Below are 14644 nucleotides of genomic sequence, written 5' to 3' on the forward strand. Positions count from 1 at the left end.
TGGGTAGGCAAACATCGAAGAGGAACAAATGAAACCATCACGATTTTAATTATCGGAGTGAGATAGATAGTCTGATAGTTTCATCACAAAAAAAAACTACAAACAGATGAAAACGATATTAAGCGCAGTAACCTTATTAATGATCATAAGTGCCTGCAACGTTTCCAGGAAAATGGAAACACCAAAACCAGCGTTGCCTGTTGCCTTCAGAAATGCAGCAACTACAACCGATACCAGCAGCATTGCTGAGGTGCAGTGGAAAGACTTTTTTAATGATGCGATCCTGCAAAAACTGATTGATAGTGCGATCAGAAACAATTATGATATGCAGATCGCATTAAAAAACATGGAATCCTCGAAACTTCAGTTTAAGCAAATCAAATTTAATCATACACCCCAGGTCAGTTTAAATGTTTCTGCCAATACCAACCGTCCCTCAGACAACAGCTTGAATGGTTTTACTTTGAGCCAGTTTTTAGGCACTAACCACATCGAAGACTATAACGCTAATCTTTCCCTGTCATGGGAGGCAGATATCTGGGGCAAAATCCGCAATCAAAGCAAAGCCGCCCTGGCACAATACCTGCAAACAGCCGAAGCCCGGAAGGCGATCCAGACCAATATTGTGTCATCTGTTTCGCAAGGATACTACAACTTATTAATGCTTGATGAGCAGCTGGATGTTGCCCGGCGCAACCTCAGACTGAATGACAGTACACTACAAATTATCAAGTTGCAGATGCAAGCAGGACAAGTTAGTTCTCTGGCTGTTCAGCAGGCAGAAGCGCAGCAGCTGGCAGCTGAACAGCTGATTCCGGAATTTGAGCAGAACATCACGGTACAGGAAAATGCCTTGCGCGTTATCAGCGGAGCGTTGCCTACTCGTATTGAGCGCAATACGCGTTTGAAGCAGCTTAACCCTGCAGAACGCATTCCTACTGGTTTGCCATCGGAAGTGATAAGCCGCAGACCCGATGTACACCATGCCGAGTTAGCACTTAATGTGGCGAATGCGAACGTAGGTTTCAATAAAGCCAGCATGTATCCGGTACTCAATATAACAGCCGCGGCCGGGGTAAACACTTTGAAAGCCAGTAACTGGTTCAATATACCGGCATCTCTGTTCGGCACAGTGGCTGGAAGTGTTTTACAACCTGTTTTAAATCGCAAAAAACTAAAAACTCAGTATGAAGTATCAAAAATTGAGCGTGAAAAAGTGGTGCTGCAATTCCGGCAGTCTGTGCTCAATGCTGTAGGTGAAGTCTCCGATGCGCTGGTAAAAATCGAGAAACTGAAATCACGGCAGGAGATTGCTGCAAATCGCGTACGCACTTTACAACAAACCACAGGCAATGCCAGTTTATTGTTTAAAAATGGAATAGCCAACTACCTGGAAGTAATCACCGCCCAAAGTAATGTATTACAAAGCGAGCTGGAACTGGCCTCCATAAAGCGTCAGCAGCTAAGCGCTGTAGCAGAACTTTACCGCTCGCTTGGTGGCGGCTGGAAATGATCATGTCCGCTAGGATCTAAATACGCATCCAAACTTTTGTACACAATTTCACTATAAAATGAAAACATTAATCATCGTTATCCATCCTGATATTCAAAATTCCGTAATCAATAAAAGATGGGTCAAAGAATTAGAAAAATTCCCAGAACAGTTTCATGTGCACCAGTTACATGAGATCTATCCTACCCAGCAATTTGATATAGCTGCGGAACAAAAACTGATCGAGGAGCATGATCGCATTATCCTGCAATTCCCCTACTACTGGTTCAATTGCCCGGCATTGTTAAAAAAATGGATGGACGAAGTTTTTACCCATGGCTGGGCCTATGGCAGTCAAAGTGGCCATAAATTAAGAGATAAAAAGTTTGCTTTGGCAATAACATTAGGCCTGAAGGAAGAGGAAGTACAGCCCGGCGCAACTTATAAATATTCGCTGGAAGAAATGACGCGACCTTTCGAATTAACATTTGAATATCTAAAAGCTGATTACAGGCCCCTTTTTGCATACTATGGAATGACTTATAACCCGTCGGAAGAATGGGTTGAAAAAAGCGTTCCGCTGTACCTGGATTTTCTGTATCAATATCAAGATAACAATCCAGCGCAATCACTAGAATCAGTCAAGTAAATCAAACAGACAAATTTTCTGCCGAACCAAATTTGCGGCACAATAGAATATATAAATGAAAACATTAATTATCGTCATCCATCCTGATATTAGAAATTCAAAAATAAATAAAAGATGGATTCAAGAATTGGAAAAATTCCCGGAAAAGTATCACATACACCAACTACACGAGGTTTATCCTGACCAGAAATTTGATATTGAAGGTGAACAAAAACTGATCGAAGAACATGACCGAATTATATTTCAGTTTCCTTTCTACTGGTATCATGGCCCCGCATTATTAAAGAGATGGATGGACGAGGTGCTTAACTATGGCTGGGCATACGGTAATACAAGCGGCTATAAATTAAACGGAAAAAAAATAGCAATCGCAATTTCATTAGGACTTAAAGAAGATGAAGTACGGAAAGGAGGTCCTTATAAATATTCTCTTGAAGAAATGACCCGTCCATTCGAACTGACATTTGGTTACGTTAAAGCCGATTACAGACCCCTTTTTGCCTATTACGGAATGGCCTACAACCCTTCGGAAGATTGGATAGAAAAAAGCGTTCCATTATACATTGATTTTTTGAATCAGCTACATGAAGCTGAAGATGGCGCCGAGGCGGCTTTATTAACAGGAAAATAAGCCTATTATCTTACGATTGAACGTAAGTCGCTTGAGGGTTTAAAATGGTCACTATTTCAAAGTGACCATTTTAGCTATTATCTACATTACAAGAGCGATGTTTTTGACTACGATTGTATGTACATACCAATACTAGTTCTGGAATGCAGTTTCAAAAGGTTAATAACAAAGCGCCCTTCCTAACGGCGCTTTGGATCATTTTGCGGCATTGTGTTTCGCTTCAACTAAAGGCTTATAGATGACCTCATACAAACGATCGTACAAATCCAGCAGGTGATTCCTGCTGGATCTATCTTTCATGATTACCGAAGCTGTTTTAAGCGCGCTAATCAGACTCCTTGCATGTTGCCTGACAAGGGACGTGGCATCCAGATCCGTACCAAGGCCTGCGCGGTAGGAAGAGATCAAGTTAAGCACATAGGCCCTTTGAAAGTGGCTTTTCATCCCGGTCGGATTTTTTTAAAGCCCATTGACTTCAGTTCCTCAGACCGCATCAGCCGGGCTATTCCCTCTATCGACCCTATGTCCACGCAAAAATCTGTCAGGGAAGGATAATCGATCCAGAATCTGTATTCTTTCTGATGGGCAAACCATATGTCTTTCATAAATTGAGATTTCTTACCGTCATATTTCGAAAAATTGGTATATGTGACACACCTCCCCTCAAAATCAAGGCTTTTGGATTTCAGCGCATTTTCCAGGCAGTTTGTAAATTCCTGCGCGCCAATAATGACCAGCACCCATTCTTTTATCAGATCAATGTCTCCGCCGGCAGGAACATTTAATTCCTGACCTTCGATGTTGTGAAAATAGAGACAAAAAAGGTTTCCGCAGATTTGGCTGGGGGTATATGCTTTGGTTTGCTGACAGGGGCCGTTTTAAAGCGGTTTGAAGACATCTCCCTCTTGTATTCGATTCGCCCCGCCGAGTTACGAATGTCAAAAACCATTTCATACTTGTCCCCAATGAAATTTTCATCCTTCAGGTTGGCAAAATAGTGCATCGGCCTGCAAAATACGTTTAGTTTGGTACGGCTGCATTAAGGTTCATGGTAACTTTGAAGCTTAACGAAGCTGATTCCCGCTATACATCCCTTCCTTGAATATCGTCGTGTTCTCATCAGTTACGAATAAAACCAGCTCTGCACCTTGCAAGGTTTGAATGGCAATTTCCTCATCCCTAATGATCAAGCCTTCTTTATGTTTTAATTGGAATGTTTTATTCACCGTTACATCACCCTTGAAAACATAGAGTAGCTGCGTAAGACCTTCGACGGGAAGGACCGGCAGACCTATTGAATTGCCTGCTGATAAACGGACATCATAGATCCAGGTCTGACTACTGAATTGAAAAACGGTGTTCTTTGCAGTCGAAGCAAGTAACCGCCATTGATCATCACTATATATTTTGTCAAGGTCCTGAAACACTACTTCCGGCTTTAAATCTTTCACACCGGGACGGATGAATATCTGTAGTCCCTCATGTGGTTCCGTTTGTCCGTCTATGTCTTCTTCGTGCTGGAACATCCTTCCCGCTTTCATGAGCATCAGGCGGTTTGCGCCGATGGACTCATGAAAACCTTCAGAGTCCCGGTGCACAACTTTACCACTTCTGAAATAAGAAAGGATCTCGTCGTTGACGTGCGGGTGCATGGCGATATGATGTTTACCTTTAAATGTAGCATGGTCGATCCGGCCAATGCTACCGATGCCGGTATCAGCAGTACCCACCACCAAACCCGGATATAGCGCCTGAATAGGGCCGTTCCCGCGGAAGTCGCTGCTTTTGAACTGTTGTATCATAGTTTTGAGATAAAGCAGCGCCGGTAAACCGGCACTGCAAATGATTATTTGAACAATAGTGAATAAACCTCATCGATAACGATAGGCTTGGCAATCTCGCCTTCGGGTGATGCCCAGCTGCCGATCAATTCTGAAATGAATTGGCTGATAGTAGTGGTACGTACGCCGTTAGCCTCCCAGGTTTTGCGTGCCACGTCTTCCGCGATCTCGGTCGGTGAGCCGCCTCCGTCTATTACCACTTGTACCTCAAAACCCTCTTCCTGCATATCTATTGCCGGCCATACGATACACACGTCATTAGTTAAACCAGCCATGACGATATTCTTTCTGCCATCAGCAGCCTGACGAACAGCTGCCCTGAAATTCTCATCATCCCATGCGTTGGTGATGCCTTCACGTTTCACGCGTTTGGCAAATTGTTCCGGTAAGATCTCCTGAAGGTCTTTTAACAGCGGGCCTTGCTGCATATCTTCCTGACTGGAAGTTAACACAACCGGCATGTTAAGCTCTTTGGCTAATCTTGCCAGCGTGCGGGCACGGGATATGATCACCTCATGCGGACGGTTAGCTGAAAAATTGATGGTTCCTTCCTGATGATCGATCAGTAAAATTACGGTGTCTTCGATCTTGAACTTTTTCATATGCTTTGTTTTTTAAATAAATGAATAAAATTTACAAAGCAAAAGTACCCTCATGAATGAAGGCAGAACGATGACGTTTGTCACAAAAGATGCGTGACGAAAGTCACGCTCCTGTTAGTAGCCTATTGCTCAGCGTACCGATCTCGAACGCGCCCGGCTGAGCGTTTCCCGGGAGACACCTAAATAGGAAGCGATCTGGTGCGAAGGAAACCGCTGGATGATTTGCGGGTAAAGCCGCTGAAAATTTTCATAACGTTTAATGGCGGAAAGGCTGATTGTATCGTCCAACCGTTTCTGTGCTGCAATGTGATTATTCTCACTCATCTGCCAGAACATCGTGTTGATGGCCGGTATCGAAAGCAAGGTATCAAGTTTGGCACGCGGCAATAGCAAAAGTTCGCAATCTTCCCAGGCCTCTATAAAGTAAGCCGAAGGCACCTGGTTCATAAAACTGTTTCGGTCAACGATCCACCAGTTTTCAATGGCCAGCTGCATGATGTGCTCATTTCCTTCTTCATCCAGACTGTATTGACGGGTTGCGCCTTTCACGATGAATCCTGTATTGGCACAAATCTCACCTTCTTCTAAAAAATACTGTTTTTTGCGCAGACGCTTAGGTTCCATCACAGAGGTTATGATCGACATCTCTTGTTCAGACAGTGTTTGTTTGCTATAGCGGTTGATATAATCAAAAAGCTGTTCGTGCATATACAAGAAGTGGTTTATCTATAAGCAATATCGTGAAGTCTTTCAATAAAGTCAAACGCATTTATATTTGAAAATTAAAAATACTATTATAAATACGAGCGGGGTTGCTAAAAACATAGCTGGGATACTGAAAAAACAGTCTGATGAATTCTGGAAATTTAGGGAATTCGGCACCAGTTCCGGAGAGGTATTGTATACAGTATACTGTACCTGTGGCAGTATGAACATGTGGCAGTTGAAGCGTGGGGAATTACTCGTAGATGACGTATGCCAGGACTGTGGCAAGCTGCTGTTTGATGCGAAGGGTGAAGCATCACTACCAGTAATTAAAGAATATTTTTAATCTCGCCTGTGAAGTAATTAAACAAGACACTAAACCAAATTCAATATGGCACTAAACCGCGATGAACTCATACTGTTAGCTAACAAGATTAGGAATGCAGAGGGAAAAACTGAAAAAGAAAACGACGAATTTTTAAGCCAGTTCCTGGATAATGTGATAGACCCTAATGCAAGCAATTATTTCTTTGAACCGGCATACGACCAATTGTCCCCCGAAGAAATTGTGGACAGAATTTCAGCATACAACCCCATTCAATTATAACATGAAATCCCACTCATGAAAGCATTTCTATCCGTGGCATTTACGCTTATGGTTTCTACCCATGTCTGTGCCCAGTCTACCGGTTCTCTAAAAAAAACTGATTTCAGTAGCTTGAATCCACCTAAAAATAAACCTGAGTACCAGGTAACAGTTACTGCCGAAACACCTTATCGGGTATTTATAAACGATATCCCCTTAATGAGCAGTATCATATCGGGGAGAATCAAATTTCCTGTAAATAGTGCGATACAATCGAGCGGCACGCAAAAAATCCGGGTTGTAAAGCAGCACAAGTATGCACAAGAAAAACAGATTGAGGTGTCCGTGCAGCAATTGGGCGGACTGGATACTTTATGGCAATCCAAGTTGAAAAACCAATTAAAAGCTGAGGGTGTTTTTCAGGCTGCAGTACCTTACAAAGTAACGGATTGGAGCCTTGGTGTATCTATAAGCGAGCAAGACAAAATACGGATAGAGAAGGCCAACTTGTGGTTTAAACAGATGGCGGCATTTCTTCAATCAGGCAAAGGTGACGCTTTTATGAACCGCCTTTCAGCAGCGGAAATGCTTACTTTCCAAGCACATTATTTCGACAAATCGATGGCAATTGACACCCCATTCGCACCTGTTTATTTAAAAGAAAGCCAGTCACTGATCAAGGTCATGACCAGGGGCAACCCCAGCCTGAGAACCGAGGCGCTGGCAGTCATCAAAGAAGCACTAAAAAGCCTGCATCACACCGGCCGATAAAAACCAGGATCTGCGCCAAATTCAATTTTTCCGAACCATTCGCCCCCAGCATTGTTATCCTTTAGGAATTAAACTCAACGATTATGACAGACCCTAAAGAAAAAGACGAGCAGGCACAAGATGCCAGCGAGCAAACAAAGAAACCGCAATCAAACGACACCAAAAACACCAAAGGGACAAACACCAGCAAATAGACGAGGAAGGCAATGAAGTCGGTCCGGATGACATCAAATAAAACAATATGAAAAACATTCTAATGGTCCTGAGCTCCCACAGCGAGATGGAAAATACCGACAGCAAAACCGGAGTATGGCTCGGCGAATTCACCGACCCCTACTATGAATTTATAGATGCAGGATACACCATCACCCTGACCAGCCCCAAAGGCGGCAGACCACCGGTTGACCCCATGAGCGAACTCACTGAAAACATCACCGGTTCCAACCGCAGGTTTCGGGACGACGAGCAGGCAAAAGCCGATTTCAGTCAAACCACCGTACTGGACCAGATCAAACACACCGCGTTTGATGCTGTATTTTATCCCGGCGGACATGGCCCCATCTGGGACCTTGCGACCAACAACAACAGCGGAATTCTGATCCATGACTTTCTGGACGCAGGGAAACCGGTAGCAGCAGTATGTCACGGCCCCGCCGCATTGATCAGCGCAGAACAGCAAAGACCCGGCTTTTTAAAAGGAAAGGTCCTCTCCGCCTTCAGCAACACCGAAGAAACCCTGGTCGGACGCAGCCACAACGTCCCTTACCTGCTCCAAACCAAACTGGAAGAACTGGGCGCAAAAGTAGAAACAGCCCTGGTACCCTTTCTCCCTCATGTTGAAACAGACGGCCTGCTGATCACCGGGCAAAACCCCCTTTCAGCAGGACCCGCCGCAAAGGCCCTGATCGAACTCCTGGAATCCAGAACCCTTAAAAACACCTCTGATCCCGTCGACTAGCAGCAGCAATGGCAGGAAAAAGCAGAACCTGGACCAGAGGACCCCAAACCCTAGAAAATAAAAAGCTGAAACATCAAAAAACGCAACGACCGCTTTCCAAAAACGCTGTTTCTTCAAATTTCATCACTCAAAATCATTAAAGCCCGCGCTTCATTCCATATCTTCGCCTCATGAGTAAGGGATACATCACAGCAGAAGACTACCAGGCAGCATTTCACGGAATTGAATTACCAGAGGGACCCATTGAATTAGTAAAAGGCTCCACCATTCCAGATGTGCATATATTTCTGGATAAACAAATAACAATCCTTCGCACAGGAACGCACGAACGGATTAAAGAACCGGTAAGATGGAGATTAGACAGACTGCTGGAGATCATTGAAGAAATGAAACAGCCTTAAGTCCCCTCTCATTCCATCCATCCCGCATCGCGCAATCTGTCCAATACTGCCTCAGCATCATCGAGACCGTAACGATCCTGGTCACACTTTTCTCAGTTGGCTGCCTCCAAAGCACTACCCATTTACCCCTAATACCGGTAATAGCCATTAACATAAATATGAATACCATTCAAGCTGCCCTGACTAATCACAGCCACCCTACCCTTATCACCATAAGCAGCTTTAAACTTGATCCCCTTCATCCCTAAATACCGAATATTGAGTAACAGGATGTGTCGTTTTAAGCCGCTGGAATAACCTGCCAGAGTCGTTACGATGATAATCAGCCATTCCCCAGGCTAAATATTGCGTCATCATCTCCTGAAACACACCCGTAAGCTGGTAACAGTGCCATTCCTCAACATAAAACACATAGGTGAACAGTTGATAACCTTTATAACCCCTGATAGATAAGTAAGTATTGATATCTCCCGCATCACAGTAATCCACCCGGTCATAAAAAGTCAAAAGATGCTTTATTATCGCATTCCGCAGCGTACGATATTCAGCAACATTAATCACATACTTTTCTTCCGGATTTACACTGGTATTAATTACAAGACTGCCATCCCCAGGCATTTCATTAACAGGCACTGAGGGCTTGAAATAGTACTTTTCATCTAATATCGGTGTTTCCATACGTAAAAATTGGACCACAAAATTACTAATATTTTTAGCAAAAAATATAAAATAAACAGCAGAAATATCGAAAATTAATAGGCATGGAACCAGCTACCTGATCACATACCTAAATGGAATCTAAAGGCAATGAATAAACCTTACACCATCTATTTATTGAAGCCCTACACTAACGGTACACAACTAAACATTAAACTGTTACTGAAAATCGACGATCAGCCATCCAAAATGACCGGAATTAGAGTTTTATAAAAAAGGCCGCTTAAAAAGCAGCCCTCTTCAATCATCAATCAGCCCTTTTTAATCACTAAGGCAATTGTGATTATATTTTATCAGAACGATTCAGGGGTTCTGACTAAGATGAAATCTTATTGAATTACTTTACCGTCCTTGTCGATTTTCAAAGAACCAGTTTCTGTTTCTTTTTTAACATCAACTTGATAGTAAGTAGATTTATCTGCATTTGTTACCAGAAATGCCACTGTTGGAGTCCATTCTTTAACCGCATCTGACTGCAGAGTTTTTTGCACCGGTTCCGGAAGATCTTTTAATTCTACAGGAGTTTTTGTTGTACTATCCTGATGAACACTAATCATCACTGGATTTTTGATTTCGCTTGCTTTTACTGAGGTTAATCCTGCTACAGCTAAAATTGCTGCTGATAAAATGATCTTTTTCATAATTACCATATTAAAGTTCAACTAAATATTCTAGTTATTTATGTTTTGAGTAGGCTACATAATAATGCCTAACTACAGTTATTTTGACACACATTTGATTTACAACAACTTACAAATAAACACCGCGCATCACACTGTTGCATTTTTCCGCAAGTTGCGGAATACCGATACGGTTTTATACTCCCGGATTATGCGCTAAACTAAAAAGCACAAGCTTTTAGCGGTAAAGTTTTAGCTCCAGGGCTTTGATATGGATTAATGACAGGATTAATTGCATACGGACGCTTTCGATTGATTCCATTTCACGAAAAAGTGTGATAAAAATTACACAATCGAACAGTTTTGAAATATTTTTATCTGATTGTTAAAATATTTATTTATATTCAAACAACTCAGCTATTGATAGATACAAATAAATAACAAGCTACTTCCGAACCCACCAACTACTTATCATATCCAGAGCTGGATATAAATTAACCTCAAAGAAATGACTAAAAACAAAAAGTCTTTCCAAGTCTCCGGTCCATGCTATCCAAATGTATACGTCCGTGGTTATGTCATGACGTCTAATAAAAAGGGAAGAAACTTTCAGCCGTGCCTATTATAGTTTGACGGCAGCGCAGTTAAAAAAATGCAGGCAACGAAGAAAATAATCACTAATGGAAAACAAGACACCGGGTCAGATCTCATTTAATCCTTTTCAAAACATAGGAGTTGCACTTTCAGGAGGCGGTTTCAGAGCCGCATCCTTCTCACTTGGTGCACTAAGTTACCTGAATCACCTGACAATAGAAGATAAACCAATAGCGGACCGCATCAGTTTTATTTCATCTGCTTCAGGAGGTACCATCACCGCTTTGTTGTACACTGCAGGCTTGCACCAGGGCAAGGACTTTTTGAGCTTTTATCGCAATCTACTCTTTAATCTTGAAGGTGACAGGCTTTTAGAAATGGTATTAAAAATCCTGAATGACGACAACAAATGGAATAAGCCCGGCGCAGAGAAGCAAAGAAACCTGATTAATGCTTTCGCAAAGGTTTATGACAAAATGCTTTTTGACCAACAGACCATGGGGGTTTTCTTTCAAAAAACACACAGAAAGAAAATGGAAGTCTGTTTTAACACCACAGAATTTTACAGAGGACTGAGTTTCCGTTTTCAAACAGACGGAAGGAAGGACGGCAGACAGATAATTGGCCATAACTATTTGTGGTTCGACTTTAAGCAGCTGGAAACATTTAAGAAAATCAAACTTGCCGACGTACTTGCTGCCTCCTCTTGCTTTCCAATGGGCCAGGAGCCCATAATCTATCCGGAAGATTTCAGCTATTCGGATTCGCCAGAGCAGTCACTTACTACCACAGAACTGCGTGCTGCACTTTACTATGAAAACTATAATGAAGAGCAGCATCCCTTGTCCTATGAACCATCACCGGCAGCAAAAGAAGACTCAAAAGAAAAGGGACATATACAATCCGTTGCCTTTATGGACGGAGGTATTACTGACAATCAGGGCCTTTACACGTTAATGCTTGCTGACAATAAGCGGCGCAAAAGAACCTCCCCAAATCCCTTCGACCTAATCATCGTCACAGACGTTGCAAGTCACTTCATGCATAGTTATGAAACACCATCTATCCAAAACGGAGGAGATTGGCGTAATAGCAGCCTGGGCCATTACCTGATGACAATAAAAATGACCCTTTCTGAATTAGATCTCTACCTGGTGCTTTCTTTATGGGGGTCAGTCGTCTTAATTATTGCAGCATGCCTCATTCCAAATCAGTGGGCGCGTATTCCGGCAACAATAGGTTCCACAATATTGCTCACCTTGTGCAGTCTATTCCTATGGACGAAGCGATCGAAGGCAGGAAAGAGTTTGCTAACGGGACTACACGACTTCGATTTAAAACAGTACCTCTATGCCAATTTAAACCTGAGAGGAAATTTCTCTGTGAGCATTATCGAAAAGCTAGTAAAATATTTGAAACTTACACGGCTCAGTGTATTTGAGCAAATGATTAAATCCAGGATCAGTTCGGTGATGACCATGGTCTCGGATGTAAACTTAAAACAGGTAAGAAGGTTGATCTTCAAGATGTTTTATGATGACACCCGATGGGATGACCGACGCGTACCGAATTTTATTTACGAACTGAGCAGCCATAATCAGATTGCCAGGAAGAGCAGGATTAACGATAAAGGACGGCTGAAATGGGGAGCAACAGAAGAAGACAAACAATTATTAGTTGAGGGCCTGGAACAGATTAGTGGCATTGCCGAAGAAGCCCGTTTAACCGGCACCACGCTCTGGTTTGACGAAACTCAGGTCAGGAACGAGATTCTTAAAAAGATTGTCGCAACCGGACAGTTCACAACCTGCGCGAACCTTTTGGAATATATCATTTCACTGGAGCGGAAAAAAGTTAAATTTGACCAGTCATGGACTGAAGAAGCAGATACCTTAAAATCCAAACTCAAAGCCGATTTCCTCCGTTTTAAAGCCAGTCCTTACTTTCTTTTTGATGAGCTGGCAGAAAACAACATTACACCTACACAACCTTGACAATGGCCACAAAACCTACGCAAACATCTACTGAGCCGGATATTCTGAAAGATGCCGGCAGTATCTGGAAATTTCTAATAGAGAATGCAGGAAATGATCCTGTATTTTATGATAAGGATTTTCTGAAAGGCAACGAAGATGAAGCTGGTTTGTATACTCATCTGAAAATTAAGCCCTCAACAGCGGGGTTAGAAAAAGACCTGATCAAACACAAAATCAGTTCTGAGCAGTTTATCGTTGCTTTATTTAAAACGCTTCAGCCTTATTCACAAATGATGTCAGACCTATGTGTGTTTTTTGAGCGACATGAAATTAAAACAACCAATAAAAATTTGAGGATAGAATTTGATTTCAGCAAAACACAAACTGACCAGTTGGCATTCGACCTAAAGCATTTCAGGGAAACCATAAAAAAATTGACACGGGCATCCAGAATCGTTAACTATTACTTCTTACACGACCGGGATATATGGCAAGCGCTGAGGATATTAGACAATTATCCGTATCCCCGGCCAAATATTGATCCGTCAGTTAGCGAGGTGATAAAAAACTTCCGAGAAAAAGGCCTGATTACCCAGGTTAACACTCAGCTATCATTGACTGGCAATGTTAGACTGGACAAGGAATTGGCACGCCTGTATAAGATGGCAAGAAGTTTTATTGATGCCTGCTTGGTTATAGGCAGGCATCAGGCAGAATTAGACGAATATTTTAGGGCCAACAATTATGGACATTCTAAGTCCCAAACGACCGAAGAGTTAGATTTTCAGGAGGAATGGATTTTAGGCTGGCCACTAAATGTACTTTATATCGGAATTAATGATCACTGGCCTTACCTACTGATACAGTCCATATTTGAGATTATAGAACGCCTCAGCCCTGGAATTTTGAATATTGAACCAGCACGTAATGAGCTGGCCGAGAAATTAAACACCTTCATGGCGACAGCGAGCATCAGCAGAGATGAGCAGCAGGAACTCCTGACCGAACTAGCGAACCTGCTTAGCCTGCCGGTCTGGAAACAAAGACATGAACTTTATGCTGCATGGATCCTCAGCCTGATGGACAAAACGCTGGAAGAATATCCTTCTAGTATTCATCACAACAATGGATTATTATCGCTCAGCTTCTCGGCAACCAGGTTAATTTCCTATGAAACCAATCAGGGAAATATGGAGCTTTGGTCTGAAGTCAGAAGCCCATTGAAGAATCCCAGCAGCAAAAGCAGAACCGCGAACATTCAGCCGGACTATACAATTTACAAGCATAAGAATGCTATTGAGAATTGCGTGGCTGTTGTCGAAGTGAAACAATACCGTAAGCCAAGTAGCCGGAAATTCACAGAAGCGATTAACGATTACGCCAATGGCCTGCCATATGCCGACGTATTTTTGGTAAATTATGGTTCCGTACATGAGGGAATGCTACTTGACCATGCTGATCGTTCATTCTTTTTTGGTTTAGTAAGGCCGGATCTTGACACAAAAATGGATTTTACGGATGCTTTTAAAAATGCAATTAGTACACGACTGCCGCCTCCGTTTCTCATCAAGGTGCCGGGTCTTAACAAAACTGACTTCAATATCTCTGCAACAAAAGAAATCTATATTGATGTATCCTCTTCACTAGATACTGATGCTTACAGGTCTTTCTTGAACAACATTCTGGAACCAATTCTAGTTTATAAAACTGCCGAACGATTAATCGCTGTCGATACGATAATCCGGCAGGAATGGCAGGCCCCTGATGCCAAGTCAATAAGTGAACTAACTGATTTAGATTTTAGCGGCGCAACTGATTTTGCAGCCTACTTGCCCGAACTATCTGAAATGACAATAGTGGTGACAGATGAAGATGGTGCAGCGCAAATTCAATCAGCAGGAAAAAAAGGGATTCTATTGGTGATATTTAATTCAGAACATGATATTAGAGCAGTAAAGATCTGATTTAAACCACGATACCGAGCACAGCTTGAATAATGTCAATGATCTAATGTTTGCTGATTTCGATAACAGAAATAGTGTTTTATTTTGCAATCAGGTAACCTCCTCTCCAAGATAATATCCCCATATGGTTGAATCCT

Annotated in this window: 16 protein-coding genes; 10 read left to right on the forward strand and 6 right to left on the reverse strand. The window is 42.4% G+C overall.

The annotated features are described in order from the left end of the window. Positions 1 to 106 precede the first annotated feature (106 nt). The 3 genes from HQN86_RS24685 to HQN86_RS24695 are packed head-to-tail and all read left to right on the forward strand — an operon-like array spanning position 107 to position 2772. Positions 107 to 1513 (forward strand): efflux transporter outer membrane subunit, encoded by a 1407-nt coding sequence (locus HQN86_RS24685; RefSeq protein WP_172663510.1) that lies wholly within the window; start codon positions 107 to 109, stop codon positions 1511 to 1513. A 58-nt stretch (positions 1514 to 1571) separates the two neighbouring features. After that, positions 1572 to 2141 carry an NAD(P)H-dependent oxidoreductase gene (locus HQN86_RS24690; RefSeq protein ID WP_172663511.1) on the forward strand — a complete coding sequence of 190 codons (570 nt, stop codon included), beginning with the start codon at positions 1572 to 1574 and terminating at the stop codon, positions 2139 to 2141. A gap of 55 nt (positions 2142 to 2196) precedes the next feature. After that, the gene (locus HQN86_RS24695; protein WP_172663512.1) at positions 2197 to 2772 is read left to right on the forward strand and encodes an NAD(P)H-dependent oxidoreductase; all 576 of its coding nucleotides are present in this window, start codon (positions 2197 to 2199) and stop codon (positions 2770 to 2772) included. Between the two features lie 195 nt (positions 2773 to 2967). Here the strand turns inward: HQN86_RS24695 and HQN86_RS24700 are convergent, their stop codons facing one another. The 4 genes from HQN86_RS24700 to HQN86_RS24715 form a co-directional block, all read right to left on the reverse strand. After that, positions 2968 to 3216 carry a hypothetical protein gene (locus HQN86_RS24700; protein ID WP_172663513.1) on the reverse strand — a complete coding sequence of 83 codons (249 nt, stop codon included), beginning with the start codon at positions 3214 to 3216 and terminating at the stop codon, positions 2968 to 2970. Between the two features lie 620 nt (positions 3217 to 3836). Then, positions 3837 to 4574 (reverse strand): pirin family protein, encoded by a 738-nt coding sequence (locus HQN86_RS24705; protein WP_172663514.1) that lies wholly within the window; start codon positions 4572 to 4574, stop codon positions 3837 to 3839. A 44-nt stretch (positions 4575 to 4618) separates the two neighbouring features. Next, positions 4619 to 5215, reverse strand: a complete 597-nt coding sequence (locus HQN86_RS24710) for an isochorismatase family protein (protein WP_172663515.1) — start codon at positions 5213 to 5215, stop codon at positions 4619 to 4621. A 129-nt stretch (positions 5216 to 5344) separates the two neighbouring features. Continuing rightward, positions 5345 to 5923 (reverse strand): Crp/Fnr family transcriptional regulator, encoded by a 579-nt coding sequence (locus tag HQN86_RS24715; RefSeq protein ID WP_172663516.1) that lies wholly within the window; start codon positions 5921 to 5923, stop codon positions 5345 to 5347. A gap of 67 nt (positions 5924 to 5990) precedes the next feature. On the opposite strand from HQN86_RS24715, the gene HQN86_RS24720 reads away from it, so the two are divergent. The 5 genes from HQN86_RS24720 to HQN86_RS24740 all read left to right on the forward strand — a co-directional run bounded on the left by HQN86_RS24720 (position 5991) and on the right by HQN86_RS24740 (position 8636). After that, a complete protein-coding gene (locus tag HQN86_RS24720; protein WP_172663517.1) occupies positions 5991 to 6266 on the forward strand; it encodes a hypothetical protein in 276 nt (91 codons plus the stop codon). A 45-nt stretch (positions 6267 to 6311) separates the two neighbouring features. Continuing rightward, positions 6312 to 6527, forward strand: coding sequence for a bacteriocin immunity protein (locus HQN86_RS24725; protein ID WP_172663518.1), 216 nt, complete (start codon positions 6312 to 6314; stop codon positions 6525 to 6527). Between the two features lie 15 nt (positions 6528 to 6542). After that, positions 6543 to 7277 carry a hypothetical protein gene (locus tag HQN86_RS24730; RefSeq protein ID WP_172663519.1) on the forward strand — a complete coding sequence of 245 codons (735 nt, stop codon included), beginning with the start codon at positions 6543 to 6545 and terminating at the stop codon, positions 7275 to 7277. A gap of 241 nt (positions 7278 to 7518) precedes the next feature. Then, positions 7519 to 8235, forward strand: coding sequence for a type 1 glutamine amidotransferase domain-containing protein (locus HQN86_RS24735; protein WP_216854507.1), 717 nt, complete (start codon positions 7519 to 7521; stop codon positions 8233 to 8235). Positions 8236 to 8405: 170 nt separating this feature from the next. After that, the gene (locus HQN86_RS24740) at positions 8406 to 8636 is read left to right on the forward strand and encodes a DUF6965 family protein (protein WP_172663520.1); all 231 of its coding nucleotides are present in this window, start codon (positions 8406 to 8408) and stop codon (positions 8634 to 8636) included. Positions 8637 to 8858: 222 nt separating this feature from the next. Here the strand turns inward: HQN86_RS24740 and HQN86_RS24745 are convergent, their stop codons facing one another. Then, positions 8859 to 9314: a hypothetical protein gene (locus tag HQN86_RS24745; RefSeq protein ID WP_172663521.1), complete on the reverse strand. Its 456-nt coding sequence runs from the start codon at positions 9312 to 9314 to the stop codon at positions 8859 to 8861. 368 nt (positions 9315 to 9682) lie between these two features. Then, on the reverse strand, positions 9683 to 9994 hold the full coding sequence (locus HQN86_RS24750) for a hypothetical protein (RefSeq protein ID WP_172663522.1): 312 nt from the start codon (positions 9992 to 9994) through the stop codon (positions 9683 to 9685). A 659-nt stretch (positions 9995 to 10653) separates the two neighbouring features. Here HQN86_RS24750 and HQN86_RS24755 point away from each other — a divergent pair. Both HQN86_RS24755 and HQN86_RS24760 read left to right on the forward strand, forming a co-directional pair. Further along, positions 10654 to 12561, forward strand: coding sequence for a patatin-like phospholipase family protein (locus tag HQN86_RS24755; protein WP_172663523.1), 1908 nt, complete (start codon positions 10654 to 10656; stop codon positions 12559 to 12561). A 2-nt stretch (positions 12562 to 12563) separates the two neighbouring features. After that, positions 12564 to 14507, forward strand: coding sequence for a hypothetical protein (locus HQN86_RS24760; RefSeq protein WP_172663524.1), 1944 nt, complete (start codon positions 12564 to 12566; stop codon positions 14505 to 14507). Positions 14508 to 14644: the final 137 nt, after the last annotated feature.

It is taken from the genome of Pedobacter panaciterrae, from assembly GCF_013204795.1.
Lineage (GTDB): Bacteria > Bacteroidota > Bacteroidia > Sphingobacteriales > Sphingobacteriaceae > Pedobacter > Pedobacter panaciterrae.

Excerpts from the sequence above, each read along its gene's own strand:
- HQN86_RS24685 (WP_172663510.1), top strand. The coding sequence starts at position 107 with ATGAAAACGATATTAAGCGCAGTAACCTTATTAATGATCATAAGTGCC.
- HQN86_RS24690 (WP_172663511.1), top strand. The coding sequence starts at position 1,572 with ATGAAAACATTAATCATCGTTATCCATCCTGATATTCAAAATTCCGTA.
- HQN86_RS24695 (WP_172663512.1), top strand. The coding sequence starts at position 2,197 with ATGAAAACATTAATTATCGTCATCCATCCTGATATTAGAAATTCAAAA.
- HQN86_RS24700 (WP_172663513.1), bottom strand. The coding sequence starts at position 3,216 with ATGAAAAGCCACTTTCAAAGGGCCTATGTGCTTAACTTGATCTCTTCC.
- HQN86_RS24705 (WP_172663514.1), bottom strand. The coding sequence starts at position 4,574 with ATGATACAACAGTTCAAAAGCAGCGACTTCCGCGGGAACGGCCCTATT.
- HQN86_RS24710 (WP_172663515.1), bottom strand. The coding sequence starts at position 5,215 with ATGAAAAAGTTCAAGATCGAAGACACCGTAATTTTACTGATCGATCAT.
- HQN86_RS24715 (WP_172663516.1), bottom strand. The coding sequence starts at position 5,923 with ATGCACGAACAGCTTTTTGATTATATCAACCGCTATAGCAAACAAACA.
- HQN86_RS24725 (WP_172663518.1), top strand. The coding sequence starts at position 6,312 with ATGGCACTAAACCGCGATGAACTCATACTGTTAGCTAACAAGATTAGG.
- HQN86_RS24730 (WP_172663519.1), top strand. The coding sequence starts at position 6,543 with ATGAAAGCATTTCTATCCGTGGCATTTACGCTTATGGTTTCTACCCAT.
- HQN86_RS24735 (WP_216854507.1), top strand. The coding sequence starts at position 7,519 with ATGAAAAACATTCTAATGGTCCTGAGCTCCCACAGCGAGATGGAAAAT.
- HQN86_RS24740 (WP_172663520.1), top strand. The coding sequence starts at position 8,406 with ATGAGTAAGGGATACATCACAGCAGAAGACTACCAGGCAGCATTTCAC.
- HQN86_RS24745 (WP_172663521.1), bottom strand. The coding sequence starts at position 9,314 with ATGGAAACACCGATATTAGATGAAAAGTACTATTTCAAGCCCTCAGTG.
- HQN86_RS24750 (WP_172663522.1), bottom strand. The coding sequence starts at position 9,994 with ATGAAAAAGATCATTTTATCAGCAGCAATTTTAGCTGTAGCAGGATTA.
- HQN86_RS24755 (WP_172663523.1), top strand. The coding sequence starts at position 10,654 with ATGGAAAACAAGACACCGGGTCAGATCTCATTTAATCCTTTTCAAAAC.
- HQN86_RS24760 (WP_172663524.1), top strand. The coding sequence starts at position 12,564 with ATGGCCACAAAACCTACGCAAACATCTACTGAGCCGGATATTCTGAAA.